The following is a 25067-nucleotide window of genomic DNA, read 5'->3' on the forward strand; positions in this document are numbered from 1 at the left end:
GGCGAACATCTGGTCTTTCTTCGATGATAGCCGCGCGTATCGAAGCGGTCCAACAATCCGGCAGCCGCTCACGCCGCGACGGTGGCTCCCCCATCGACGACGACGGTCGAACCGGTCGAGAAGGGATTGCATGCGAGAAAGAGGACCGCGTTCGCGATGTTCGGCCAAAGCGGTCGGCGGAGAGGGTCTGGCGGAATACCAGAAAGGGACGCTGCTTCGTAATGCTGGTCGAGAGCTTTCCTATACGAGCGAGGATGTCGGTGAAGTTGCCCATCAGGCACCGAATATTTTCGCCAGCAGGTGGACGATTTCTGCGGTCGACACTTTCATGCCGAGATCCTTGCCGAGATCGACCAAACGAGTGCCCCAGCGCTTCAGCTTCCCAACATCCGACCGCGGGCAATTCATCTTCTCCCGGACGACTGATCCGATTGGCACAGCGAACGCGAACTTATTTGCTCGCTCTCTCGCGGGCCAAACGGCGCCACTGCGCTGGTGTCGTCCCCGTTCGGTCGATGAACACGCGCCGGAACGCCGCCACAGACTGATACCCGACCGATTCGGCCACGACCTCGATGCTGATCGTCGGCTTCTTCAGCTCGTTGGCGGCCAAGCTCATCCGGATATCCGTCAACAGATCGGCGGCCGAACGCCCCAGCTTGTCCTGAAAATGACGCGCGAAGGTAGCCCGCGACATGCCGCACAAGTCAGCGAGATCGATCAGATTCCAGTGTCGCGTCGGATCACCGAACATTCCTGCAATAGCCGGTGTAAGTCGCGAATAACTCGTCAGCGCCAGCAGTCCTTCTGGAGCTGACTCAGATTCGCTCGCTGCACGTAACACCAGCGTGAACAGCACCGAGGAAAGCCCGCGAAGGATGGCATCGCCTCCCGGTTTGTCGCTTGTTGCCTCCATCCGCATCAGCGCCACGAGATTGGCCAGATGGTTCGAAGCTGACCCAGTATCGTCCCCAGCAAGCCCCTCTATGGACCGCACTACCAGCTTCGTGGGGAGGCAGTTACGAATCAGGCGATCATGGGGCGCTCCAATGAAAAATCGCCCGCACAACATGTCTAGACGCTCACCCGGGCCACTATTCTTTTTGAGGGCCCACCCTCCAGAACCTTGCCGAACATCAGTCGGCCCCGCTGGAGCTCCACTGCCATCGTGCAGCACATAGGCCGACCCATGAGGCAACAGGATGATATCACCGCCTACCAGTTCTTTGGTCGTTTCAGTATCCGTCTCAAGAAACTCGATTACAGTCCGGCCATTGAGCACGATATGGTAAGGAATCTCATGTGCCGCACACTGAGACTTGGCCAAACGCCACGGCGCACCATACGAGCAGCAAATCTCTAGCTGCCCGGTGACGGTAATAATTTGCAGAAGCCGGCTCAGCCAATCGGCCTGGGGCACATTTCCTCCGGAAAATTAACTGCTCCCGCCTGGATGCGCTCTTAACGACTTTTCTTGAGGCGCATCCAGACTCGAACGTTACGCTCGCTAGCTCAGATCGACCCAGCCGGGCTTACGGGAGGGAAGTCTTTGTCTGGATCGAACACGTTGTTGAAGAAGTTCGTCAGGGAGTACATGGCCACCAGGGCGATGATCTCCATGATGTTCGCATCCGTGTAGCCAGCATCGCGCACGGTCTTCAGGTCGGTGTCGCTGACCTGTCCGCGCGACTGGATGACCTTGCGCGCGAACTGGAGGGCGGCGTCGCGCTTCGGATCGGAGGCATGACCCTGGCGCGCAAGGATGATGTCATTGGCCGGCAACTTGGCCATGTGCTCGGCCGTATAGCTGTGCACGGTCAGGCAGTAGTTGCAGCCATTCACCTCCGAGACCGCGAGACCGATGCTGTCACGGGTCTTCACGTCAAGCGTCTTGCTCAAGGAGCCGATTAGGTCGGCCCACGCGTTGAACGCAACCGGGCTCTGCGCGAAGCACGCCAGCATGTTGGGGGTGAATCCAATATTCTTGGTGAACGCATCGAGCGTCGGTTTCGAATCCGCCGGGACGTGTTCCGGCTTAGGGGTTGTAATTCTGGACATCGATAGCTCCGTATGTGTTGGTGCGCCCCGTTATGGGTTCAACGGAAGCTCAGGACGTCGAGCACGGGCCGGCGTGGCTTCGACGGCCAATTCCCATCACGCATCGGCCCGACCGCGAGAAGCATCACGGGGATCTCGTTGTTGGCGAGGCCGTATTCCTTTCTCGCCGCGGCGGGGTCAAAACCGATCATCGGGGTCGAGCCCCAGCCCATCGACCGGGCAGCGTAAATGATCGCGGCCGCGCCGAACGTTGCGCTGCGCATCGCCTCGTCTCGTTGCTGCTGCGGGTTATCGTCGTAAATACCGCGGGCACCCTTTTCCGCTTCAGGAAGCTGGTCCGCCGGCATGTAGCCCGCTTTCACCATCGGGCCAAAGACCGCGGGTACGGTGCTCGCATCAGCGAGCTGGCCGATGATGATGAATGTCACCGCCGCTTCGTAGCTAATCGCCTGGTTCCAGGCGATCGGGCGTAGCCGCTCCTTCGCCTCGGGTGAACGCACGGCAACGAAACGCCAGTTCTGGAAGTTGAACGAGGTCGGCGCCGAGGTCCCGATCTCCACTAGGGCGGTGATCTGTTCGTCAGTCAGAACAGCCTCCGGATCATAATACTTCGTAGCACTGCGGCTCAGCATGGTTTCGATGAATGCATTGGTCATGACGAGACCTACGTTAGCACTGCGAGTTTGAGCGTTTTCGGCGATGGCGGTGGTCATAGCGGTCCTTTGATCGACATGTTGGAGAGGTATAGATACGGCCACGCACTAGGTGGTTCGAGACGAACTCGGCTCAATTAAAGGCTCGATATGCTCATCTTTCTCCGAACCGACGATGCGCTCTCTCCCCCGTGTTGCATGGCGCAGTTGCAGACACGCGGTTCGCACCTCTGCCGTTACAGGGATCAACCTGATTGTCGTAAATGGAGCAGGACGGTGCGAGGCGCTGCCTGCTGGAACAGCATTGGCGTGCCTGGCGACATTCGGAATTGTTTTTAAAAATGGTTAGAGAAGATCAAGCACATCGGCCACCGGCATACGCGGCTTCTGCGGCCAGTTCCCAGCTCGCTCCGGTCCAACGGTCAACAACATGGCGGGCACTTCGTTTTCGCCGAGACCAAACTCGCGGTGCACCGCGTCGGCGTCAAAACCAATCATCGGTGTGGATCCCAGGCCAAAGGAGTGCGCGGCATAGATCATCGCCGCTGCGCCAAAGGTTGCGGTCCGCATAGCTTCATCACGCTGGCGCTGCGGTTGGTCGTCATAAAGACTGCGTGCGCGGCGTTCGCTCTTCGGCACCATATGTGCCGGCATGATCCCGGCTTCCACGACAGGTGCCAGGCGCTGTGGGAGAGTGTTCGCATCCGCCAACCTGCCAATGACGATGAAGGTGACTGCTGCATCCATGATCGCCGGCTGGCTCCAAGCGATCGGACTGAGGCGTGCCTTGGCTTCAGGCGTACGTAGGGCGATGAAACGCCAATTCCGCAATTGAAGGATGTGGGCGCGGTCGTACCGATGCGCACTAGCTCGCGAATCTGATCGTCGCTCAGAGTGGCGGCTGGATCGTAGAATTTGCTCGAGCGGCGGCTCAAGATACATTCGACGACGGGATTGACCTTGGTGATTGTGTTGTTCACGACTATCGCTACGGATGATGGGATAGATCGAGGTACACGGGTGCTTTCGCGCTATGCGGAATTGCTCTCACTCACCGCATGTAGAAGCAGCCAGAACAAACTTGGATGGGCGATGCCTTATCCGCCCGGCGGGGCGGTTTACTCGACGGACGGAAAGTCGACGTCGGTGCCGTTGATGCGGTTGAAGGTATTGGTGAAGATGCCGAGTGCAATGGTCAGCGAGATTTCCGCCAATTGGGTGTCGGTGTAGCCGGCCTCACGGATGGCATTGAACTCGTCGTCGCTGATCGTGCCGCTCGTGGCATGCAGGTAGGATACGAAACGCACCAAGGCATCACGCTTGGCATCGCCCGTGGGCTGCCCTGCGCGAATGGCATGCAGCGCATCGACCGGTAGACCCACCAGTTTGCCGACGAAGCTGTGCGCAGCCACGCAAACGTCGCAACCGGTCTTCTCACTGATTAGCAGTTTGATGGTTTCGTGCTCTTGCCGGCTCAGGTTGCCCGAATTCAATGTACCTTGGGCGTCGAGCACGGCAGCCAAAGACGCCGGTATAAGGTGGCCCAATGCGGCGTACGTATTGGGAACGCGACCGCCGGAAAGTTTTTTCACACGCGCATAAATATCGGCAGTGGCGCCGGTGGCGGACTCGACAGCGGGGATGGCGATGCGGCTCATGGTTCGGCTCTCTCGTCGCAGTTAAGACCTGCCGCTTTAAGCTCAGCCGATACCGAATTCGAGACTAGGTCTGCTCAATAAAAGACCTAAAAGTCTCAAGACAACGAGACGATCGATCCGCCCGGTTGCGGCGCGGGACGGCGGACGTTTTTTCGCCGAGTTGAGCTCGATATTCGGGTCTTTTATCCGGGATGTACACCGAGCGCGAACGCATCCTCGCCCTCGCCCTCGCGTGCCAAGCGCCGCCGCCATTGCCCCGGCCCCATCCCCACCTTGTCGGTGAAAACACGCCGGAATGCTGACACGGATTGATACCCGACTACATCGGCCACGAACTCGGTCGACATTCCCGGCTTCTTCAGTTCGTTGGCGGCTATGCTCATGCGGATGTCCGTCAGAAGATCGATAGGAGAACGGCCCAGCCTGTCTTGAAAGTGCCGCACGAGGGTTGCGCGAGACATGTTGCACAAGTCGGCCAGATCTTGAAGATTCCAGGGGCGCGCCGGATTGTCGAACATGGCTGAAATGGCTGGTGCCAATCGTGAATGGCCGGCAAGTGCCAATAGGCCTGCAGGCGCCTGTTCAGACTCACTTGCAGCGCGCAGTGCAAGTGTGAACAGCGTTAGCGTCAGTCCGTTGAGGATTGCGTGCCCTCCTGGTCTTTCGCCAGCGGACTCTATGCGCATCATGCTCACCAGACTGGCCAGGTGGTTCGAAGCTGACCCGATGCCCGCTTCACCACGACCGGCCATGGCGCGTACCATTAGAGCCCTGGGTAGATAATCGCGGATCAACCGATCATGGGGCGGTGCGACGAAAAATCGCCCGCACAACATGTCCAGATGCTCGCCTCCGCCATCGTTCTCGCTGAGCATCCATCCTGCGGAAACTTGGCGCTCGTAGGTTCGACCCGGTATACGTCCGCTGCCATCGTGCAAGGCGTGTGCCGACCCGTGAGGCAACAACACAATATCCCCGGCCAGCAATTCCGTCGCCGTCCCCGTTTCCGGATCCTCAATAATGGCACTGCCTTTTAGCACAACGTGGTAGGGAATTTCGTGTGCCGCGGACTGCGCGAAGTCCACAAGCCATGGTGATCCATAAACGCAGCGGGCCTCCACTTGGCCAGTGACCGTCATCATTTGCAGGAGATGGCTTAGCCAGTCGATTTGGGACATACGAGAAGTACCTTCACTAATCTCCACGTGCGAAAAGGCGGGAAGGTGAAGAATCGCCCTCCCTTCCCGAGTCCTCAGGGACGAACGCGAATGATCGTCTTCCCCGGCCGTCGCTCGGTCGGGTTGAAGGCAGCGACAGCATCGTCGAGGCTCGCGACAGTGCCAATGTTCGTTCGCAGTCGTCCGTCTCGCACTCGCTGGACGATCTCGCTCAGTTGGTCGCGATTGGCCTCGACAACGAAGTCAATCGTCCGGCCATCAGCGGGGCGCGCCTCTGTCGGGCCTGCGATTGTCACCAGCGTTCCCCCGGCTCGAACCGCGCTTGCAGACCGCTTCGCGATGTCGCCGCCGAGGACATCGAAAACCAGATGGACTCCGCCAACATCTTCCAGAGCGTCGTTATCGAGGTCGACGAACTCCTGCGCGCCGAAGTCGAGAGCCGTCTGGCGGCCGGCAGCGCGTCCCGTGCCGATGACATATGCCCCGGCCTCACGCGCGAGCTGGGTTGCCATCGAACCGACCACGCCAGCCGCACCGTGCACAAGGACGCTCTGCCCCGCACAAAGGCGGCCGTGCTCGAACATCCCCTGCCACGCGGTCAGGCCCGGCATCACGAGGGCCGCACCCACCGTGAAGTCAACGTCCCCGGGTAGCGCGGCGAGGTTGCGGGCCTCGACGACCACATACTCCGCCAGCGTGCCGTCGCGAGTCCAGTCTGTGAGGCCGAACACCCGCTGTCCCACCGATAGCCCCGTCGTTCCATAACTGAGGGCGGAGACCACTCCGGCCAGTTCGTGGCCGGGGATCGAAGGCGTCCGGTCACGGCCGAGACGGTCGATCCAGGTCGAGGGCCATGCCAGCTCATCTCCGGTGAATCCCGACGCATGGACCTGAACAACGACATCGCCGTAACTAGCGCCCGATAGGCTGGCGAGCGCTGCCCCTTGCGGCTCTGGCCGTTCCACCAGCTTCATCCCGGCCGTACCCGCAGCTTGGTCCGTCACAATGATCGCCTTCATCGTGAATCTCCTTGTTTTGACTCACTCGGACTGGCAATGGCATTTGAAAGCTTCGCGCAAGCCGATGGCATCCACTCGCATATGGCGTGATGTTGCGGCCGGCAAACCTAGCTTTCACCAAAACACCATCTCTTCAACCTATTGTATTAACAAAGAAAATTGGCGAACATGGCTTCCTGTGGGGTAAGATAAGCAAGCCAACCAGGTGCCGCAATTGGCCATTTCCGATGGATTGGTTCGGCCGAGGCGAAGGATGAGAATTGCGCTTCGATTTGACGGATATGCGGTTGTTCTTAACCGTGGTGGAGCGGGGCAGCCTCACCAAGGGTGCCGAGAGCATGAATCTGGCTCTCGCTTCCGTGAGCGAACGCATTTCCGGGATGGAATCTACGCTTGGCGCCCAGCTCCTGGAGCGAAATAGGCGGGGTGTCACTACGACGCCGGCCGGTGACGCTCTGGTTCGCCATGCACGGTTGATTCTGGATCAGGTAGAGCAGATGCGCGGTGAGTTGCGCAGCTACGGCACTGGCCTGCGAGGACGCATCAGGCTCTTGTCCAACACGGCCGGGTTGTCCGCTTTTCTTCCTCCTCGGCTCGACCGTTTCTTGGTCGCTTATCCAGATCTTTCAATTGATCTCTATGAACGACCGAGCGCCGAGATTGTACGGGCCATCCTGGAAGGTCGTGCTGACCTGGGAATTGTAGCTTACCACACTGGTCTGGAGGCGTTGCAGACTCACGTTATCGCGCAAGACCAACTCGTCGCTGTTGTGAGCGAAACGCACCGCATCAGCGATCAACAATCGATAGCTTTCGCAGATGTCGTTGATGAGCCGTTCGTTGGCGTGGCCGACGCTGCCTTGGAAGCATATTTAGGAGAACGCGCCGCACGCCTGGGTCGGCAAATTTATTACCGCATTCAACTCAGGCGCGTTGAGAACATCGCAATGATGATTGAGTCCGGTGTTGGGATCGCCATTTTGCCCGAAGCTTCCGCCAAAGATGTGAGCCACCTCGGTTTGACAATCGTGCCCCTTCGAGACTCCTGGGCGCTAAGGCAGCTTCATCTTTGTGCGCGTGACTTCTCTGCGCTCACACCGCACGCCGGTTTGCTTGCGCAGCAGCTTATGGAGCCGAAGGTCGCTATCTCTTAAGCGCTATGGCCGGCGCCCCCCCTCGTGTGGGCTGGCATCGAGCGGTAGTAGGCGTGGCTGTCTATGTCATACGCTCGGACATCGTCATCTGCTTCAGAAGAGGAATGGATGAGCAGCGAGTTCAAGACCAAGAATAGCGATAAGGATCAGGAACCAACGTCGAAAGGTTGCCGCGCTTATGCGCCCACGGACCATTGTTCCGACGTGCATCCCCAGCAACGCAGGAATGATCGCAAGGACTGACAGGGTAATACTTCCAAGATGGAAAGCTCCGCCACGGGCGAGGCCTGCCGCCAATGCAATTGTTGAGACCGTGAACGACAGCCCGAGCGCCTGGATGAGATCGTTTTTGGAAAGACCGAGAGCCTGAAGATAAGGAACGGCGGGAAGCGTGAAAACTCCGGTTGCTCCGTTGATTAGTCCGGTTGCCAACCCGATGACAGGCGACAATGAACGTTCGAAGCGCGTGGGAACCGACAATGGCTTCGCAAATAGGCCGTGCACTGCAAAGATAATCAGGGCGGCACCCAATCCAACACTTGCGTACACGGTATTGGCGCTCGTCAAAAGCCACGAGCCGGCAAGGGTGCCAACCAGTATGCCGAGCATCATCACCCAAAGTCTTTTAATCAGGCCCAGAAAATTCGGCCCTGTAAACAACTGCCAAAAATTTGTGACGAAGGATGGAATGACCAGCAGAGAAGCTGCACTGACTGGCGGCATGATCGCGCTGAGGACGCCCATAGAGACAGTCGGCAAACCCATTCCCGCCACGCCCTTGACGAATCCGGCGACGAAAAACGTCAGCGCGACAAATAGAACATGCCGCGAAAGATAATCACTCATCTCGACTCCTCGGACCAGGCCGTGTCTCCATTTTTGACTTCGCGTAGGCCGATGGCATCCGCGTGCATATAGCGTGATAGCTCCGAAAAAATGTCGCTCTCACTAAGGCGCCATTCTCCAATTTCTTGTTTTATAGTCAAAATCGGCAAGCATGGCGTCGCACTTAGCAAGCTACGCTCACATTACCGATCGCCACAATTGGTCATTTCCGATAGGAAACTTCGGCGACGCCGAAGATTAATAATTGTGCTTCGATTTGACGGATATGCGGTTGCTCATGACCGCGGTGGAGCGAGGTAGGTCCGCGCCAACCTGAACAGAAATCGCGACGAGATCCTTGAGAACACCTTCACAAGAGGCTTGCCCAAGGAAGCGCAATTCGAAGTGTCGCGAGAATTCAAGGACGACATGTCCCGCGCAGGAGCCTGGGCGCGATGACGACAGCAGACGCTTTCTCCCACTACTACTCGCACTTTACGCGGGACCAGGATCATTTCGAATCGCGACTGGCCAGGCTCAAGACTCCGGTGAAGGTGGTTCGGGGCGAGAAGGACCTCTACATCAAGAAAGAGATGGGCCTTGAGTTCGCCGAAAGTATCCACGCAGAACTCACGCTCCTCCCCGGCATTGGGCACTTTCCTCATCTGCAGAACCCAAAGCTGACCATCGATGAGGTTCGTGCTTCATTTCGATGAGTGCGCAATGGCCCCATCGCTGCACCTCGAGCCGAAGTAGAAGCGCCGGTCCGTGATTGACACCAGACTGATGACCGACATGCTTCTGGCCCGTTGCTGCCGTCGGCCCGGATGTCCGCTTCGCTCCAACTGCTGCCGATCCCTCAAACTGAGGCTTCGCCTCGCAGGCTCCGGCCACTCTGCACGCTATAGTGCGCCACAATACTCTGTTCGTGGAAGCGCGGTCGAATTCAGACACCGAGCGGGGTTAAGTAGAGGCCACAACTCGGACCAGCGCTCGTATATGAGAGGAGTGAGAACAGCTTCACCAAAACTACGCCAAACTGCGCGATAGCAGCCGGCCGCCCTACTCCCACTCATTCATTTCGAGCGATTCTATCGCATTGTTTTCTAAGTACAAATTGCCCTCGCCAACGGTCAACTGCCGGTGGCTGATCCGTCACAATATTACGCACTTGAATTCACAGGAAAATTCACGTCGCTCGGAAGAATGCCGACTTCGGTAAGTATCAGAGTCAATCGACCGGATGGCCGCGCGTGCCTGGCCGGGAACGACACCGCTCGCGGTCGCACGGCGTGGCTTGCGGTACCGTCAATGACCAGCGTTGATTTAGTCTGTACGATGATCGCTCACGCCACTCACTCGGCGAGAAACACTTTTTCGCGGCAGCTCCTCGCTTGGAAGAGCCAGGATATGGTTTCAGCGAAGACTCATGAGATCGATCGCCGCAAGAGCATAAATCTTCGCGCAATCGACTACGTCTTGCTCATTGGCATAGTCGTCCACACCGGCCGACAACGTGGGCTGCGGTCCGAAACAAGCGGCCGGAACACCCTTATTCCGCCAATGACGGGCGTCGCTGCCCGGAAGTCGCACGACTAGACGAGGTGTTTTTCCTCGCACCTCACCAATCGCTTGAATCAGGCTCTTCGCATACGGGCTATCAACCGCCTCCCAGTTCGCATCCCACTCCTTCGGGTACGAGAGACGGATTCCCGGAATGGTGCTGGCGATCCTCTGCAGGCGGTCCTTGACGCTTGCAACACTGATTCCCGGCGGAAGCCTGAAATCAAACCGCGCAATCGCGGACGGCGAGATCAGGCTGCGCACTTCGCCCGCGTCGATCACACCCGCGTTGGCCGACAAGCGAAGCCCCAAGTTTCCTTCTCCGCCGGTCACCCCGTTGAGCTCCTGCGGCAAGGTCGCGAAGACATCGTTGAAGGTATCGACCTGTGCCATGAAGTTGGCGAGCTTGCCGACGGCGCTTTCGCCCCGCAGCGCGCGGGAAGAATGGCCTCCCGGTCCGGTTGCCTCGACATCGACCCAGAGAAGGCCTTTCTCCGCAACAGCGAAATCCATGAAACCGGGACCTTCTGCGCTGATCATAAAGTCGCCGGCAAGATCCGGCCGAACAGCGAGGAGGTGCTCGGTGCCGCGTCCGCCGAACATGACCTCGTCGCAAACGGCCGTGAAGCTCAGGGTCCCCGGAAGCTGCTCGCGATGCCGTGCAAGCACTGTCGTCGCGAGGGCCATGGCGGCGAGACCGCCCTTCAGGTTTCCCATGCCAAGGCCGTAAAGACGACCTTCCTTGCGGGTCAATTCGAGACGCGAAACGCTCCACGCGGACTCGTCGCCCGGCTGCATCGTGTCCATGTGGGCGTTGAAGACCACATGCTTTCCTTCCGCCGAGCCACTCAGCGTCAGGTGAACGTTGGCGGCGTCGTCCACAACGGCGATCCGCTCGCTCGCCAGCCCCCTCTCCCGGAAAAACGCCTGCAATTCGTCCGCGACCTCCGTCGTCCGCCCAGGCGGATTCATGCTCGGAGCCGCCACAAATCGACGGCACAGATCGACAAGAGCCTCGCGATCTTTGTCGATCTCATGCGAAACAAGCTTGTTCCAGCCCGACGACGTCATTGCACCAGTTCCTCCCTGGCCGCGTTCGACCAGCCGGCCACGACGCGCTCGGGCGGCTTTCCGACGATCCGCTCGTACACGACTGGATCGGTTGCTCCTTCCGTTCCGATGACCAGCACCACGCTCTCTTCAGTCAGCTTGACCGCATGCCGTGCGTCGGCGTCACCGGCCGCCAGAAGTGCCGCAGCGAGACCCGCGACGGCGGACTCGCCGGCGACGATCGGATGATCGCCGTATCGACCATCGGCAAGCAAGCGCATCGTTTCCGCCGCGGAAGCGTCAGTGATCGAGAAGAATCCGTCGGTGCCCACATCGAGAATCGACCAGGCCAACAGGGAGACCTCCCCGCAGGCAAGACCAGCCATAAGCGTGTCCAGCGTGCCGTGGTCGGCAGTCGGCTGCCCCGCCACCGCGCTAAGGTAGAGGCATCGCGCCGTCTCGGGCTCGGCCACGTAGAACAGGGGCGACCTCTCGCCGAAGCGCTCCCAAAGATAGGAGCAGACGGCCGCCGCGAGGCCGCCAACACCGCCCTGCACGAAGACGTGGGTCGGAAAAACACCGCGCGGCAGTTGCTCTATGGCCTCCTCCACCATAACTCCGTACCCCTGCATGACGTAGCGGGGAATGTCGGTATATCCCTCGTAAGACGTATCGGAGATCACCTGCCAGCCGTTTCGCGCGGCAGTATCCGCAGCCTCGCGAACGGCGGCGTCGTAAGTCCCGTCGACCACGCGTACTTCAGCGCCGTAGGCGGCGATCGCATCGCGGCGGCCCTGGCTCACAGAGGCGTGCACGAAGATCACGCACCTGCACCCGAACGTGCGGGCGCCCCACGCCACGGATCGGCCGTGATTTCCGTCCGTTGCACACGTCACAATCATGCCGGCCGTGATGTCTTTCAGCAATCCGGCCGCAAGCTGCCCGGTGCTCGGGCGCTTGCCGGTGAGAGCCTCGACCTGACGCTGCAGGAAGGAGGCCACCGCATAGGCTCCGCCCAGTGCCTTGAAGCTGCCGAGGTCAAAGCGAGCACCCTCGTCCTTATAGAAGATCGTGCGCACGCCCGCGGCGCGCGCCAGCCCGTCCAGACGCCGCAGCACCGTGGGACGGTAACCGGGCCAGGTCGTGATCTCCTTTCGCGCCTGATCGAGAGCTGCGAGGCTGAGGATATCGCCGCGTCCGTTCTCGCCGTACTTTTCCTGACGAACAGGGTTCGGGTTAGGTTGGAGGGAGAAGTTTTCGCTGAGTATTTTGGACATTTGGTCTCTCAATAGCCTAGTGCGACGCCGTCACGACGGGAATCTGCCCCGCCCCTTAGAAGCCCGCGCTTCCGGTCGATCCAGATCGCCTGGGCAGTTCCGAGTGGATTGGGCGCCGGCGTCGGCCGGTGCCCGAGAGCGCGAAGACCTTCGACAACATGCGCCGGAACGGTTCCTTCGACGTCAAGCACGTCGCCGCGAGCGAAGATGCGCGGTTGGTCGATGGCTTCCTGCACGGACATCTTGTAGTCGAGCAGGTTCGACAGGATCTGGATTTGTCCGATCGGCTGAAAGTGACCACCAGTCACACCGAAGGAAAGCACGCACTCGCCGTCGCGGGTGAGCATAGCCGGCAGGATCGTATGCATAGGACGCCTGCCGCCCGCGAACGCATTCGGATGGTCGGGTTCGAGCACGAAGCCGAAGCCACGATTGTGCAAAAGGACCCCGCACTCGGGGGCGACGATACCGCTGCCGAAATCGTCGAAGATAGAGTTGATGAACGAGACCGCTGTGCGGTCCTTGTCGACAACGGACAGAAACACCGTGTCCTTGTGTTCTGGCATCGCGATCGGAACGACGTCGGCCAACCGCGAGTTCTGCGATATTCGCCCGGTGAGGATGTCAGCACGAGCTGAGCTCTTCATGCGCTCGACAGGTACCGGTGCAGTATCCGGGTCGCCGACAAAGGCGTCCCGCTCCGCATAGCCGATGCGGGCAATTTCGGACAGCAGATGGTAGCGTTCGACCGATACCGGAGCGAAGTCCGCGACATTGTATCGGTCGAGCAGATTTGCCATGGCAAGGACAGCGACGCCCGAGCCGTTCGGCGGGCATTCCCACAATTCGTAGCCACGATAGGACGTCGATATCGGTGTCTCGTATCGGGGCCTGAACGCGGCAAAGTCCGCAAGCGTGTGAAAGCCGCCCAGCGAACGAAGCGTCTTAACGATGCTTTCTGCGATCCATCCCTCATAGAATACGTCCGCGCCCCTTGCAGCGACGTCCCTGAGGGCGCGAGCGAGCGCCGGCTGCACGTGCAGGTGGCCCGGCTTCGGCGCTCCCCCGGAGGGAAGGAAGACCGAGGTCGTCGCAGCAAGGCGAGACAGCTTCGGCACCTGCCTGCTCCAGTCCCGGGCCAGTCGCTCGGTGACCAAATAGCCGTTTTCTGCAGCTGCGATGGCCGGTGCAAGGAGACGCGCCAGATCGAACCTACCGTGGTCCTCAGCAAGCTGCGCCCAGGAGCGCACAGCGCCCGGAACCGTAACCGTGTGGACGTTTTCGGGATCGAGCGTTCTGATTCCGGCTTCCGCGAGACGGCCGAGACTTACAGCGGCCGGCGCAGCTCCGGACCCGTTGAGGGCAATGACCGGCTGCCCTTCCCGCTTCAACAAGACAAAGCAATCCCCGCCAACACCTGTCTGGGTCGGCTCGACGACGGCAAGCATCGCGACCGCGGCTACGGCTGCATCTACGGCGTTGCCGCCATCGCGTAGCACATCGATTGCAGCCAGGGTGGCGAGCGGGTGTGTCGTAGCGGCCATGCCGTTCACGCCGAACGCTTCGGAACGCCCCGGTGCCTCGAAGTTTCTCATGCCTCACTCTCCTGGAATTGGCGGCGCCTAGAACGAAGCAAGGTCAGCATTGCGCAGATCGGTAACGAGCATGGAGGACGGCGCGTGCGTGATGCACAAGGGCGGCTTCGCGTTTGCAGTCGCGAGCTGCGGAGTGAGGCCGCACGCCCAGAACAACGGGATCTCGTGCGAGAGCATCTCTCCCGAGCCTACCCCTCTGTACCTCTTCGACAGGTCCACTCCAATCAAGCCGGGATCGCCGATATGAACGGGAGCACCATGAACATTCGGGAAGCGCGATGTGATCTGGATGGCACGAATTGCTTCCCGGGCTGCGAACGGTCGCATCGTGACCACGAGCTTCGCGCGGAAGTCACCGGCAGGCGTCGTATCGACCGTCGTCTCATAGACGCCAGCCACTTCGCCACGATCGAGATACCTGAGCGCAATTCCCGCTTCCAGCAAGGCGTACTCGAACGAAAAGGAGCAGCCTAAAGCGAAGGTTACCAGGTCGTCCCGCCAGAGCCGGGATATGTCCGTCACTTCTTCTGCGAGTTGGCCATCGCGAAAGACGTGGTACCGCGGCACATCGGTGCGGATGTCGATGTCTTCGCCCAGGCTGGGAAGACAGGGATCGCCCACATCCGATCGCGCAATCAGGGGGCACGGCTGCGGATTGCGTTGGCAGTACAGAAGGAAGTCTTCCGCATGACTGCGAGGAAGAATGCAAATGTTCGCCTGCACGCGATCCGGCGCGAAGCCGGCCGTGTAGCCGACAAAGGCACCGGAGCGTACCGCCCGACGGACCGAGCTGACGTCCCGCGTATCGAAATCAGGAGCCCGACCGCTCATGGCACCGCCTTGGTCGCAGGCACCTCGACGGGTGCGTAATCCGACACTGGCCGAGACATCGTGTCGGTCGCGAGTTCGAGTGAACGTCCCCCGGTTTCACGTCCAAGCAACGCCATGGTAACGGCCTGTACGAAAAGGAGTCCGCCGATCGTGGACAGCACCGCAGCAACGCCCCAGTTGTTGAAAAGATAGACAACACCGAAGGGAACGACAGCCGTCGTAAGCCTTGCTATTCCGACACAGACGGCGTTGCAGCGCATACGAACCGACGTCGGAAAGAGCTCGGGCAAATAGACTGCCTGGATTGTCGCGAGAAGAAAGTAGATCAGCGCGAAAGTGGCAAAGCCGATGCCGACGGCCGCGACCTGTGAAGTGGCCTGGCCGAACAGCACGGTCATGATGGCCGCACCGATAGAGCCGCCGATGATCGCGGCGCGTCGACCCAAACGATCGACCCAAAGCCGGGCGACGAATGCTCCCGTTGGCGCGCCGAGCGACATGAGCGCCGACTGGCCGAGGGTCTGGTTGATCGGGATGCCTTGCTTGAGAAGGAAAGTCGGGATCCACGAGACGAGGCCATAAAGGGCTGCGAACATGATGACCTGCAAAACCGTTCCGAGGACCAGAGGCCGAATGAACGCCTTTTGCCAGATCGACCCCGGTGCAACAGCAGGCCGCCACTCCGGAGCGCCGAGTTCACCGTGCTCCGCGCGAGCCTCGCGCTCGATAGCAGAAACAACCAGGTCCGCTTCGCTGAACCGCCCCTTTACTTCCAGCCAGCGCGGAGACTCGGGAAGCGCTTTTCGAAGCCATAAGATGATCAGTGCTCCGACGCCGGGGACAGCGAACATGATGCGCCAACCGAATACCGGGATGAGCGCCCAGCTCAACAGGGTCGACACCAGTAGCCCCATGCTGGAAATCATCGAGAGCGTGGAAACCCAGCGACCCCGTTGTTGCGGCGGGACGAACTCGGCAAGCGTCCCATAGCCCAGAACGATCTCGGCGCCGAGGCCCACGCCGCAAAGGAAGCGCAGGAAAACGACCCATTCCATGTTGGGCGCGGCAGCACCTGCGAGAGACGCCAGGCCGAAGATCGCCAAATTCCACTGGAACGTCACCCGGCGACCGAACATATCTGCGACGACGCCCGCTCCGACCGTTCCCAGAAACATGCCCAGGAACGTCGCGGACACGAAATACGCGTTCAGTTCGAGACTGGAAAAGCCGGTTGAGAGAAATACGCCCAGCACTGCGCCAGCTATGTAGATGTCAAGGTTGTCAAAGAACATGCCGCCGCCCACGAGGGCGACGATACGCTTGTGAACCCTAGAGATCGGAAGGCGGTCGAGGCGCGCCGATACCGAGTTGGCTTGCTGCATTTTCTCCCCTTCTGGATTTTGTGATTGTTCTACTTATCGCTTTGCGACGCAGTCGATTTCGATCAGGGCGTCCCTCACGAGATCAGTGACACCGACGCAGGTCCTGGTCGGTCGATGATCCGGATGAAAGAACCGGGAGTAGACCTCGTTCATTTCGTCGTAGTCGCGCTTGAAGCTGGTAAGATACGCGCGGACGCTAACGACGTTTTTCATCCCAAGGCCGAGGCTACCCAGCACCCGTTCCATGTTCTTGAGGGTCTGCTCGGTTTGTGCCGCAATACCGTCAGGAAGGCGCGAACCGGGGTCATCGAGATTTCTCGCAAATTGCCCCGTCAAAAACACAAATCCATCCGCCTCCACAGCGTGGCTGCTCGGCGACATCGACGGAGGTAACCCCGGCACGGTGTGGCGCGTAATGGTGGTCATCATCACCTCGTTCGGAATCTCAGGCCCGGATCTCCGGCGCAATTGCCGTCCGGATCGACCGCTGTCATGGAGCTGACAGTATTGCGCTTTGTCGAGAAAAGGCCTCTAAGTGAGCCCGGATCCCGTGATTTTGTTGCGCGCTATGCCACCGACACAAGAATTTCGCTTGAATGATCTCGATCCTCAGGACCTTGCCATCCTGGAGATTCTTCAGCGAAACAACACAACCCCACAGCGGACGATCGGAGAGATGGTCAATCTTTCCGCGGCTGCCGTGCAGCGACGGATCAGTCGTCTGGAAAAGCACGGCGTTATCCAGGGCAACGTCGCGATCCTGAACCCCGCTTCGGTAGGTCAACCAATCACCGTTCTGGTGGAGGTCCAGATCGAGAATGAACGGCTTGACCTGCTGGAGGCGTCAAAGGCGAGTTTCGCTTCGGCCCCGGAAGTGCAGCAATGCTACTACGTGACGGGAGAGACGGATTTTGTGCTCGTCGTGACGGTCGGATCAATGCACGAATACGAGCAGCTGACCAAGCGCCTGTTTTTCGAGAACCACAATATCAAGCATTTCAAAACCCTGGTCGTGATGGACCGGGTGAAGGCGTCGATGGCCTTGAGTCTGCCGAAGTAAGGACCGCGAAAGAAGTCCACCGTTGCGGTCGACCCATCAGGCAAACGGCGAAGACCGGGTCGGCAAGAAGCAGTGTCCCCTGCTGCGGGAACGCCGGGTCAGCCGGCGGTGGTATGCCCAACTCATGCCGTCCGGGTGCTGACCCGATACACCTTGTCGCTTACGAAATTGAACAGCGACGTCTCCTGCAACGCGCCTCGAACAGCAACTCCCGTTGCCGGGTTTGTTCTGGGACGATCTGCGATCAATCTGAACTGCTCGCTCGGTGCCATTTTCATCTCTACCACAAGCTCTGAAGATCCACTGGACGCAGTCGCTTGTGGATCAACGCCAAGGCATCAACATAGTATTCCGTCGACGCAGCAGATGCCGGCATCTCCGGCGAAGTGAATTTGAGGTATGCGAGCATCGGGCGTTTTCTCGTAGCAAAAGAAGATGCTGCAGCGTAGGCCGATGCTGCCCGATGCAGCATTTGATACTCGCAATCAGCGATTTCTTTCAGCGATAGCGGCGTGCACTCGAGCCTCATCAAGGCCAGCCACCCCTTGAGCACTTTCTCCCGGTTCGATATGTCGGCGCCCTTTGAAAGCCAGGTACCGACCGTATCGTATGGAGGCTCGGTCCATTTAGACTCGATGGCAACGCATGCGTTCTCGGAGATTGCCATGATATCGGTGTGTGAAGGGGTCCCTCGCCCCTTCGACTGATGATCGACCTTGAACTCAAAATGGAGGTCCGCCGGCATCGGCACCTCGCACCCACTCAACACCTTCCGAAACGTGTTCCGTTCGTCCTTAACGAGCGCTAGTAGCGGCGCAGTTGATCGATACGGCGAGTTAAACGCGTCGACATTGTATGAATGAAGCAACGCCGCAAGATCACGCACTGGCGTTCGATCAAAATGGAGCCCCGCATCACTCGTCATGCAATATGCCCCCCTCTATGAAAATCTATAAAAACCGGGTCGCCACTTCCGTTCTTTGAGCCAACTCCCCTGCCCTCAATTTTCACCCGACCTGGATAACAGTTCTCCTGGCTGCCATGTCGACAGCCAATCGCTCGCCGGACTCCTTGTCCGCCGCAACGCAGAAAGTGTTGGCGTCTCGGCAGGTGGATGAGCTTTGGCCCTTCTCCACGCTGCCGTCCGCCACAGCACTCCGCCGCTAATGTGGAATAGAAATGCCGGTCTCGATCAAGTTAAGTCGGCATCCACAGCTCTGGCCGCCCGCGGAACGAAAACCGGTGAGAACGACCTCACGAAAATCTATGCCAACCTACGCGATTGTAGCCGATCGCACTCCCCACTCAATCATTTAGGACGACATTACGGCGTTGATTTGCAAGCACAAAGCTTGCAAGCTGGCGGTCAAATCCCGACGGTATATCCGCGCTAACTTCTTGGTCTTGAACTCACAGGAAAATTCAAACCGCTCGGAGGAATGGCTGCTTCGGCAAGTATCGGAGTCAATCGACTAAGTGGACGCGCGTGCTTTGCAGTATGAGCCACCTCCACACTCGCACGGCTTTGTCTCCGATACCGTCAATGATCAGGAAAACCTGGTTTGGTTTGTACGGTGATCGCTCGCACCGCTCACCGGACCACTCCGTCCCCAGACGTTCAGGTCCGCTTTGCGCCAAGAGCTGCCACTCTGGCGAGGTCACGTTTTGACCCAACTCGGAAATTGGAGCCATTGGTCTTGACCGGATTGTTGGTGCGACATCCTGGCCATATGAAGTTCTTTTGGATAGGCGTTGGATTCTGTAGTCTTCTTTGGAGCTGCTTTTCGAGACGGGACGTGCCGACGTCTCCGTTCGAGGCGAATGGCAGCTGGGAATGCCGTCGGCAGGCATCGCACTCTCAATAAAGCCGACAGTCCTTTTGTGCCGGTCTCACCGCCACTGCCCGTGCGCGCGGGCACGCGAGTTCATTTGACCGCAACAAGGGAGTGCTGCTCATGGTTAGAAAAACTCATCCCGAACCAGGCGATCCGGCGGCGGGCAACGGAATTCTAAGCCGCCGTATCTTTCTTGAAGGCGCGCTCGTTGTCGGTGCGACCGGCGCGGGCCTGTCCCGCGGATCGGCAGAACCGCTTGCGGTGCAGCCTTGGATGAAGGTCCCGGGTCCGGGATTTGCGGGCTACGGCCAGCCATCACCGTTCGAGAGCAAGGTCGTCAAAGTCTTTCCGCCGCCCCCCAACCCGGCCGGTGTCGGCGCGTCACGCACGCCGCTGCACATGCTCGAAGGAATGATCACGCCATCCGGGCTGCATTTCGAGCGTAGCCATTCCGGCGTCCCGGAAATTGATCCCGATCAACACCGGCTGGTGATCCATGGACTTGTCAAGCGCCCGCTTGTGTTTACGGTCGAAGCGCTGTCGCGCTATCCGATGCAATCGCGCATCGCCTTCATCGAATGTGGCGGCAACAGCCAGGCGCTCAACGCGCCTCAGGCCCAGCCACTCAATGTGGCGGCTATTCACGGCCTGCTGGGTTGCTCGGAATGGACCGGCGTGCGGCTCTCCACGTTGCTCGACGAAGCCGGAATCGAACCTGAGGCGCGCTGGGTGATCGCCGAGGGCGCGGATGCTGCCGCCATGAGCCGCAGCATCCCCCTCACCAAGGCGATGGATGATGCGCTCCTCTGTCTCTATCAGAACGGCGAGCGAGTGCGGCCCTCGAACGGCTATCCCGTGCGGCTGCTGCTGCCTGGTTTCGAGGGCAACATGAACGTGAAGTGGCTGCGCCGGCTCAAGCTGACTGCCGGCCCCGCCATGACCAAAGACGAAACATCGAAATACACGATCCTGCTCAAGGATGAAAAGGCCTGGCAGTTCGTGTTCCCGATCGAAGTGAAATCCTTCATCACCCGTCCGTCGCCGGGACTCGCGCTGAGAGGACCGGGATTCTACGAGATTTCCGGACTAGCCTGGTCGGGTAACGGCAGCATCCGACAGGTCGACGTCTCGGCTGACGGTGGACGGAGCTGGGCGCCGGCGGCTTTGCAGGGCCCGATCCTGCCAAAGGCGCCCGTGCGCTTCCGCGCAGCGTGGCAATGGAACGGCGGTCCGGCCGTGCTGCAGAGTCGCGCCACCGACGACACGGGCATGGTGCAGCCAACGCGCGCGCAGTTCGCCGAGGAGCGCGGCTTGCGTGGGGTCTACCACTACAACGCCATCGCAAGCTGGCACATCGACGAGAAGGGGGAGGCCAGCAATGTTTACGCTTAAACCCATTGCAGTCTGCGCATCTATGCTGACCGTCGCACCGGCCCTGGCCCAAGTCCCGCAGTTCGGACAACCGATCGCGCCCGCCGATATCGCATCGTGGGACATCAGCATCGGACCGGATGGCGCAGGTCTGCCGCCTGGTCGTGGCACCGCAATCGAGGGGGAAGCCATCTATGTAGCGAAATGTCAGTCCTGTCACGGCGAGAAGGGAATAAAGCCCAGTGTCGCGCTCGCTGGAGCGCTCGTCGGCGGCATGGGCACACTGGCGCCAGACAAGACACCGATAAAGACTGTGGGAAGTTACTGGCCCTACGCAACGACGCTGTTCGACTACACGCGTCGCGCAATGCCATTCCTGGAGTCGAAATCGCTCACCGCGGACGAGGCCTACGCGGTATCGGCCTATATCCTCAATCTCAACGGAATCGTCGGATCGAACGATGTGATCGATGCGCAGTCGCTGCCCAAGGTGAGAATGCCGAACCAGAACGGGTTCATCCCGTTCCCGCGCAATCCGAAGTAGCTTCGGGGCCGGACCTTGGTCCGCTTGTGGGCCCAAAGCGGCTATCCCGGATTGTCCGCTGTCGCCCCGTTGTCAGGGGTGAAGCAGACATCCTACTCCCGGATCGATGTCGCGTGGTCGAAATAGGTATAGCTATTGCCGCCGCGGCTCAGCACCTTGGTGTGTAGCTCGACCGCATACGTGCTGAGTCTCGGATCAATGCCGCGGCCGTCTAGATCGGTCGGCAGCTTTATGGTCAAGCCGGTCCGGGTCGAAGAGCGGTGTGTCTTGCGCAACACGCTGAAGTCGGTGACCGGTGGGCCGTCCTTCAGTGCCTCCTCGAGCACGCGCCCCTGCAAGTCCGGCATGCTGAGCTTGAGGATGTGCGCAACGGTCGGGGCGATGTCAACGTTGGCCGTGGGCAGCGTGTCGTAGAGGCCTACCTTGAAATCGGGACCGCGCGCCAGCAGCGAGATACGCGTGTCGGTCGGTGAGAAGCTACCGTGGTCGCCGCGGCGGTTGACCGAGCTTGCGTAGCTGATGCCCGGCTTGCCGGCCACTGCGATGGTCCCGTCGTAATTGAAGCTGACGATGACGTCCGGCGCTCGTCCGGCCACCTTTGATTCCGTGTTGATGAGGCTCATCGGCAGCGTGCCCGCGATCTCGTCGTAGCGGTCGCTCACGAAGATTGCGCCGAATTGCTGCCGGCTCTGTAGGCTGGCGACAGCGGCCTTCACCACACCGAGGTTACCGTCCGGAACGAACAGGTAGTCGCTGCCGGCGTTGGCGGCCACGACGACCGCACCCGCCGGGACTGGCTTCGGCACAACAAATGCCGCGGAGGTAAGTTTCTGGGGCTTGCCGCAAATGCTTCCGTCGTCGTCATCCCGCAGCGGCTGCAGGTGCGTGCCGTCGGGCAGGATGCCCGACAGGATCGGGATAGCGCGGCAGCCAACACCGTCGTAGGCCTTGAGCCCGTCGCGTGACAGTAGCTCGGCTGTGCGCACGAAGCCCGACACCGAGTAACCATGTGGATCGACGGCGCCGGCGCCGCCGTCGGCGATGTCGCGCAACGGGAAGTGCGCGACGTCGCCGGAAACCGTGCTGTGATTGTGGTCCTGGGTGATGATAATGTCGGTCGATTGCTCCCAGCCAAGCTCGCGAAGCTTGTCCATGACGCGGCCCAGAATCTCATCATTCATCCGGGTGGCGTCGATCGAATTGTAGGTCCCCGGTCCATAGGCGTGGTTGGTGGCGTCCGGCTCCTTTGACCAGAACACGGTCAGGTCCGGTTGCTTGACCGGTAAGATGTAGTTGACGAATACATCGGTCAGGTACCGAAAGCCGGGCCGCGACAGCGCCCCCGTACGATCGAGTGGGTTGGCGGTCTGCCCGTCCTTCAGCCGCTGGATCGGGATCGGCGCAGTGGGATCGCCGTTATCCTTGGCGAGATTCAGTTCGCGAGCCGGATGGGCGTTAATGCTGTTGCGCGGCAGCGCGTAGCCCGCGTTCTGCAGTTCCTTGGCGAAGGCGAGCGGTATCGCCGCGTCCTCGTCGAGAATGATGCCGCCCCGTAGATAGTCCTGAATGAAGGCGGCGCCGAACTTGCCCACGGCTGCGGTGGTCAGGCCGTTGGCCTGTGCTGCCTGCAGCAGTGTCGGAACCCGCGTCAACCTGCCCTGGTAGGCTTCGCGCACCGCCTCGACCACGCCGAAATCCTCGATGAAGGCCGGCGCCGAAAAGTCGATCTCGGCGCCTTTGGCGTTCTTTCCGCTCGCGCGCGGGGCGTACACCACGTTGCCGTAGAATCCATGCGTGCCCGGATAGGTGCCTGTCGCGATGGAGGCGGAGTTCATCATCGTAAACGTTGGATACACCGCGTGATGGTCGGCGAAGATGACACCAGTTCGCGCGAGCGCGAAGTAGTTCGGCGTGATTTCCGGTGCCAGGTCGTCAGCGCGCAGCCCGTCCCAGACGAAGACGATCGCCCGCCGCTTGGCGGACGCGTCCGCCAGTTGCGCGAACACGTCGCTGGCGAGCGGGGGCAGTATGATGAAGAGGGCACTGACGAGAGCAAGCGATCTCGCTTTCATGATTCGCCTCCAGTTCGGGCACGGCTGCGGCCATCCGGATCTGAGCAGCGGAGGACCGGCCGCTTGCATCCGCCGGGTGCGTCTCGCGAGAGGCTAGGACTAAAGCTGCAGGGCCGTCCAACACATAATTGTACTATTATTTATGCAATCTGGAGGCCGCCTCAATTAGCGGCGATGTCGCCTGTTGGCCCTGAGTCGAACAACGCTTAAGCCGTTGCCCTGTCTGCTGTCCGCACCAGACCGGACATCGGCCCTCGCTCACCTCGACCGCTGCTTTTGACCCTGGCTGTGTGAAAACGCTGGGCTGCTGTTATGATTCTCCTGTGATTCTTTGGGGGAATCGATGAGGCGCTTCGTTGAAGAGGCGGATCGTGGACAGCGGTCGCTGTTGCCCGAATGCCTCGATGACTTCATTGACGAGAGCAACCCTGTTCGCGTGATCGACGTATTTGTCGATGCGCTCGGTTTGGCTGAGATGGGCTTTGAGGGTGTGGAGCCGGCGGCCACCGGTCGGCCGTCGTACCATCCCTCGGTGCTCCTGAAGCTTTACATTTACGGTTATCTGAACCGGGTACAGTCGAGCCGGCGGCTGGAACGAGAGGCCGGGCGCAACGTCGAGGTGATGTGGCTGCTGGGTCGGCTCGCTCCCGATCACAAGACGATTGCGGACTTCCGCAAGGACAACGGCCTGGCGCTGCGCAGGGTATGTGCGCGCTTCGTCGAACTCTGCCGAGAGATGGGTCTGCTGGCGACGGCGAGCGTCGCCATCGATGGCAGCAAGTTCAAGGCCGTGAACAACCGGGACAGGAACTTCACGCGCGCGAAGATGGAGCGACGGCGTGCTCAGTTGGAGGAGAGCGTCGCGCGCTATCTGAGCCAACTTGACACGGCCGACCGCCAGGAGCCGACCGAGGCCCTGGCCACGAAGGTGACGAGGCTTACCGAGAAGCTGACGAAACTGAAGGAGGAAATGGGCAAGCTTGCCGTCTACGAGAAGCAGGTGCTTGCGTCACCCGACCAGCAAATCTCCCTGACCGACCCCGACAGCCGCTCGATGGCGACGAGCGGGCGCGGCTCTGGTGTTGTCGGCTACAACGTACAGGTCGCCGTAGACACCGAACACCATCTGATTGTGACGCACGAGGTGACGAACAGCGGCTCGGATCGGGCACAACTTGCCAATATGGCCAAGCGGGCGAAGGCTGTTCTGAAGACTGAGACGCTCGAAGCTGTAGCCGATCGCGGCTACTTCAACAGCCCAGAGATCCTTGCGTGCCACGAAGCGGGCATCACGGTAACTCTGCCCAAACCGCTAACGTCCGGCGCTAAGGCAGACGGACGCTTCGGTAAACAGGACTTTGCCTATTTGCCAGAGGAGGACGTCTATCGCTGCCCGGCCGGGGAGCGGCTATCATATCGCTATACGAATGAAGAAGACAGCAAGGTGCTGCGGCGCTACTGGACCACGGCCTGTCAAAGCTGTTCGCTCAAGACCCAATGCACGCCTGGGTCAGAACGGCGGATTACGCGATGGGAGCATGAGCATCTGCTCGAGGCTGTGCAGCAGCGCCTTGATGCAAGCCCGCACGCCATGCGTCAGCGCCGCGAAACTGTCGAGCATCCGTTCGGCACCATGAAGGCCCGCATGGGAGCGACACACTTCCTCACCAAAACGCTTCCGAAAGTGGCGGCCGAAATGGCGCTCTCCGTCCTGGCCTACAATCTGACACGGGTCATGAACATCGTCGGGATCAAGCCGCTGATGGCTGCGATCGCGGCATGACACCAATCCAGTCCCGACTGCCTCGGGACTGGCGTTTTTACACGACCAAGACCCGATGCGGACATCGCGAATTGGCGTCCGACAAGTAAGCGTATCGGCCAGACTGAGCTGGTGAACCGAAAAGGCATCCTCCCCAGATTTTTGACAACATGTACGACG

The 25067-nt window shown here is 60.0% G+C and carries 21 protein-coding genes and 1 pseudogene; 6 read left to right on the forward strand and 16 right to left on the reverse strand.

Features of this window, described 5'->3' with window-relative positions; all coding sequences use genetic code 11:
• Positions 1 to 451: 451 nt before the first annotated feature.
• The 7 genes and pseudogenes from ACVIYL_RS35525 to ACVIYL_RS35555 form a co-directional block, all read right to left on the reverse strand.
• Positions 452 to 1420, reverse strand: coding sequence for an AraC family transcriptional regulator (locus tag ACVIYL_RS35525; protein WP_456780744.1), 969 nt, complete (start codon positions 1418 to 1420; stop codon positions 452 to 454).
• 92 nt (positions 1421 to 1512) lie between these two features.
• Positions 1513 to 2058: a carboxymuconolactone decarboxylase family protein gene (locus tag ACVIYL_RS35530; protein WP_456780745.1), complete on the reverse strand. Its 546-nt coding sequence runs from the start codon at positions 2056 to 2058 to the stop codon at positions 1513 to 1515.
• 38 nt (positions 2059 to 2096) lie between these two features.
• Entirely contained in the window at positions 2097 to 2771 is a 675-nt protein-coding gene (locus ACVIYL_RS35535) for a nitroreductase family protein (protein WP_456780746.1), read from the reverse strand.
• A gap of 285 nt (positions 2772 to 3056) precedes the next feature.
• Positions 3057 to 3697, reverse strand: a pseudogene (locus ACVIYL_RS35540) (nitroreductase family protein).
• A 132-nt stretch (positions 3698 to 3829) separates the two neighbouring features.
• The gene (locus ACVIYL_RS35545; RefSeq protein ID WP_456780747.1) at positions 3830 to 4369 is read right to left on the reverse strand and encodes a carboxymuconolactone decarboxylase family protein; all 540 of its coding nucleotides are present in this window, start codon (positions 4367 to 4369) and stop codon (positions 3830 to 3832) included.
• A 182-nt stretch (positions 4370 to 4551) separates the two neighbouring features.
• Positions 4552 to 5547: a cupin domain-containing protein gene (locus tag ACVIYL_RS35550; protein WP_456780748.1), complete on the reverse strand. Its 996-nt coding sequence runs from the start codon at positions 5545 to 5547 to the stop codon at positions 4552 to 4554.
• 74 nt (positions 5548 to 5621) lie between these two features.
• Positions 5622 to 6566 carry an NADP-dependent oxidoreductase gene (locus ACVIYL_RS35555; RefSeq protein WP_456780749.1) on the reverse strand — a complete coding sequence of 315 codons (945 nt, stop codon included), beginning with the start codon at positions 6564 to 6566 and terminating at the stop codon, positions 5622 to 5624.
• Between the two features lie 260 nt (positions 6567 to 6826).
• On the opposite strand from ACVIYL_RS35555, the gene ACVIYL_RS35560 reads away from it, so the two are divergent.
• Entirely contained in the window at positions 6827 to 7720 is an 894-nt protein-coding gene (locus ACVIYL_RS35560) for a LysR substrate-binding domain-containing protein (RefSeq protein ID WP_456780750.1), read from the forward strand.
• 93 nt (positions 7721 to 7813) lie between these two features.
• On the opposite strand, the gene ACVIYL_RS35565 is transcribed toward ACVIYL_RS35560, so the two are convergent.
• Entirely contained in the window at positions 7814 to 8566 is a 753-nt protein-coding gene (locus tag ACVIYL_RS35565) for a sulfite exporter TauE/SafE family protein (RefSeq protein ID WP_456780751.1), read from the reverse strand.
• Between the two features lie 434 nt (positions 8567 to 9000).
• Here ACVIYL_RS35565 and ACVIYL_RS35570 point away from each other — a divergent pair, with 434 nt between their 5' ends.
• The gene (locus ACVIYL_RS35570; RefSeq protein ID WP_194295337.1) at positions 9001 to 9261 is read left to right on the forward strand and encodes an alpha/beta fold hydrolase; all 261 of its coding nucleotides are present in this window, start codon (positions 9001 to 9003) and stop codon (positions 9259 to 9261) included.
• 700 nt (positions 9262 to 9961) lie between these two features.
• Here the strand turns inward: ACVIYL_RS35570 and ACVIYL_RS35575 are convergent.
• From ACVIYL_RS35575 to ACVIYL_RS35600, 6 genes are read right to left on the reverse strand one after another with little or no spacing between them, the layout of a single operon-like run.
• Complete coding sequence (locus ACVIYL_RS35575; RefSeq protein WP_456780752.1) at positions 9962 to 11179, reverse strand: M20 family metallopeptidase; 1218 nt, start codon at positions 11177 to 11179, stop codon at positions 9962 to 9964.
• A complete protein-coding gene (locus tag ACVIYL_RS35580; RefSeq protein WP_253609007.1) occupies positions 11176 to 12435 on the reverse strand; it encodes a diaminopropionate ammonia-lyase in 1260 nt (419 codons plus the stop codon). Before ACVIYL_RS35580 ends, ACVIYL_RS35575 begins: the two co-directional genes overlap by 4 nt.
• An 8-nt stretch (positions 12436 to 12443) precedes the next feature.
• Positions 12444 to 14030, reverse strand: a complete 1587-nt coding sequence (gene ggt, locus ACVIYL_RS35585; protein WP_310882548.1) for a gamma-glutamyltransferase — start codon at positions 14028 to 14030, stop codon at positions 12444 to 12446.
• Between the two features lie 27 nt (positions 14031 to 14057).
• On the reverse strand, positions 14058 to 14861 hold the full coding sequence (locus ACVIYL_RS35590; protein WP_456780753.1) for a putative hydro-lyase: 804 nt from the start codon (positions 14859 to 14861) through the stop codon (positions 14058 to 14060).
• Entirely contained in the window at positions 14858 to 16243 is a 1386-nt protein-coding gene (locus tag ACVIYL_RS35595; protein ID WP_456780754.1) for an MFS transporter, read from the reverse strand. The genes ACVIYL_RS35590 and ACVIYL_RS35595 overlap by 4 nt, the downstream gene beginning before the upstream one ends.
• A gap of 33 nt (positions 16244 to 16276) precedes the next feature.
• Positions 16277 to 16669, reverse strand: a complete 393-nt coding sequence (locus tag ACVIYL_RS35600) for a RidA family protein (RefSeq protein ID WP_253636039.1) — start codon at positions 16667 to 16669, stop codon at positions 16277 to 16279.
• 142 nt (positions 16670 to 16811) lie between these two features.
• Between ACVIYL_RS35600 and ACVIYL_RS35605 the strand changes: the two genes are divergently transcribed.
• Entirely contained in the window at positions 16812 to 17303 is a 492-nt protein-coding gene (locus ACVIYL_RS35605) for an Lrp/AsnC family transcriptional regulator (RefSeq protein WP_253610031.1), read from the forward strand.
• 280 nt (positions 17304 to 17583) lie between these two features.
• On the opposite strand, the gene ACVIYL_RS35610 is transcribed toward ACVIYL_RS35605, so the two are convergent.
• A complete protein-coding gene (locus ACVIYL_RS35610) occupies positions 17584 to 18228 on the reverse strand; it encodes a DUF6946 family protein (protein WP_456780755.1) in 645 nt (214 codons plus the stop codon).
• A 1030-nt stretch (positions 18229 to 19258) separates the two neighbouring features.
• Between ACVIYL_RS35610 and soxC the strand changes: the two genes are divergently transcribed.
• Complete coding sequence (gene soxC, locus ACVIYL_RS35615) at positions 19259 to 20530, forward strand: sulfite dehydrogenase (RefSeq protein WP_456780756.1); 1272 nt, start codon at positions 19259 to 19261, stop codon at positions 20528 to 20530.
• Positions 20517 to 21053, forward strand: coding sequence for a c-type cytochrome (locus ACVIYL_RS35620; protein WP_456780757.1), 537 nt, complete (start codon positions 20517 to 20519; stop codon positions 21051 to 21053). The genes soxC and ACVIYL_RS35620 overlap by 14 nt, the downstream gene beginning before the upstream one ends.
• Before the next feature lie 92 nt (positions 21054 to 21145).
• Here the strand turns inward: ACVIYL_RS35620 and ACVIYL_RS35625 are convergent, their stop codons facing one another.
• Positions 21146 to 23125 carry an alkaline phosphatase family protein gene (locus ACVIYL_RS35625; protein ID WP_253609015.1) on the reverse strand — a complete coding sequence of 660 codons (1980 nt, stop codon included), beginning with the start codon at positions 23123 to 23125 and terminating at the stop codon, positions 21146 to 21148.
• Between the two features lie 343 nt (positions 23126 to 23468).
• Here ACVIYL_RS35625 and ACVIYL_RS35630 point away from each other — a divergent pair, with 343 nt between their 5' ends.
• On the forward strand, positions 23469 to 24908 hold the full coding sequence (locus ACVIYL_RS35630; RefSeq protein WP_253606562.1) for an IS1182 family transposase: 1440 nt from the start codon (positions 23469 to 23471) through the stop codon (positions 24906 to 24908).
• The last annotated feature ends 159 nt before the right edge of the window (positions 24909 to 25067 follow it).

The sequence above is a fragment of the Bradyrhizobium sp. USDA 3315 genome, from assembly GCF_054056795.1.

Coding starts and splice junctions, on each gene's coding strand:
- ACVIYL_RS35530 (WP_456780745.1), bottom strand. CDS start 2,058: ATGTCCAGAATTACAACCCCTAAGCCGGAACACGTCCCGGCGGATTCG.
- ACVIYL_RS35535 (WP_456780746.1), bottom strand. CDS start 2,771: ATGACCACCGCCATCGCCGAAAACGCTCAAACTCGCAGTGCTAACGTA.
- ACVIYL_RS35545 (WP_456780747.1), bottom strand. CDS start 4,369: ATGAGCCGCATCGCCATCCCCGCTGTCGAGTCCGCCACCGGCGCCACT.
- ACVIYL_RS35550 (WP_456780748.1), bottom strand. CDS start 5,547: ATGTCCCAAATCGACTGGCTAAGCCATCTCCTGCAAATGATGACGGTC.
- ACVIYL_RS35555 (WP_456780749.1), bottom strand. CDS start 6,566: ATGAAGGCGATCATTGTGACGGACCAAGCTGCGGGTACGGCCGGGATG.
- ACVIYL_RS35565 (WP_456780751.1), bottom strand. CDS start 8,566: ATGAGTGATTATCTTTCGCGGCATGTTCTATTTGTCGCGCTGACGTTT.
- ACVIYL_RS35570 (WP_194295337.1), top strand. CDS start 9,001: ATGACGACAGCAGACGCTTTCTCCCACTACTACTCGCACTTTACGCGG.
- ACVIYL_RS35575 (WP_456780752.1), bottom strand. CDS start 11,179: ATGACGTCGTCGGGCTGGAACAAGCTTGTTTCGCATGAGATCGACAAA.
- ACVIYL_RS35580 (WP_253609007.1), bottom strand. CDS start 12,435: ATGTCCAAAATACTCAGCGAAAACTTCTCCCTCCAACCTAACCCGAAC.
- ggt (WP_310882548.1), bottom strand. CDS start 14,030: ATGAGAAACTTCGAGGCACCGGGGCGTTCCGAAGCGTTCGGCGTGAAC.
- ACVIYL_RS35590 (WP_456780753.1), bottom strand. CDS start 14,861: ATGAGCGGTCGGGCTCCTGATTTCGATACGCGGGACGTCAGCTCGGTC.
- ACVIYL_RS35595 (WP_456780754.1), bottom strand. CDS start 16,243: ATGCAGCAAGCCAACTCGGTATCGGCGCGCCTCGACCGCCTTCCGATC.
- ACVIYL_RS35600 (WP_253636039.1), bottom strand. CDS start 16,669: ATGACCACCATTACGCGCCACACCGTGCCGGGGTTACCTCCGTCGATG.
- ACVIYL_RS35605 (WP_253610031.1), top strand. CDS start 16,812: ATGCCACCGACACAAGAATTTCGCTTGAATGATCTCGATCCTCAGGAC.
- ACVIYL_RS35610 (WP_456780755.1), bottom strand. CDS start 18,228: ATGACGAGTGATGCGGGGCTCCATTTTGATCGAACGCCAGTGCGTGAT.
- soxC (WP_456780756.1), top strand. CDS start 19,259: ATGGTTAGAAAAACTCATCCCGAACCAGGCGATCCGGCGGCGGGCAAC.
- ACVIYL_RS35620 (WP_456780757.1), top strand. CDS start 20,517: ATGTTTACGCTTAAACCCATTGCAGTCTGCGCATCTATGCTGACCGTC.
- ACVIYL_RS35625 (WP_253609015.1), bottom strand. CDS start 23,125: ATGAAAGCGAGATCGCTTGCTCTCGTCAGTGCCCTCTTCATCATACTG.
- ACVIYL_RS35630 (WP_253606562.1), top strand. CDS start 23,469: ATGAGGCGCTTCGTTGAAGAGGCGGATCGTGGACAGCGGTCGCTGTTG.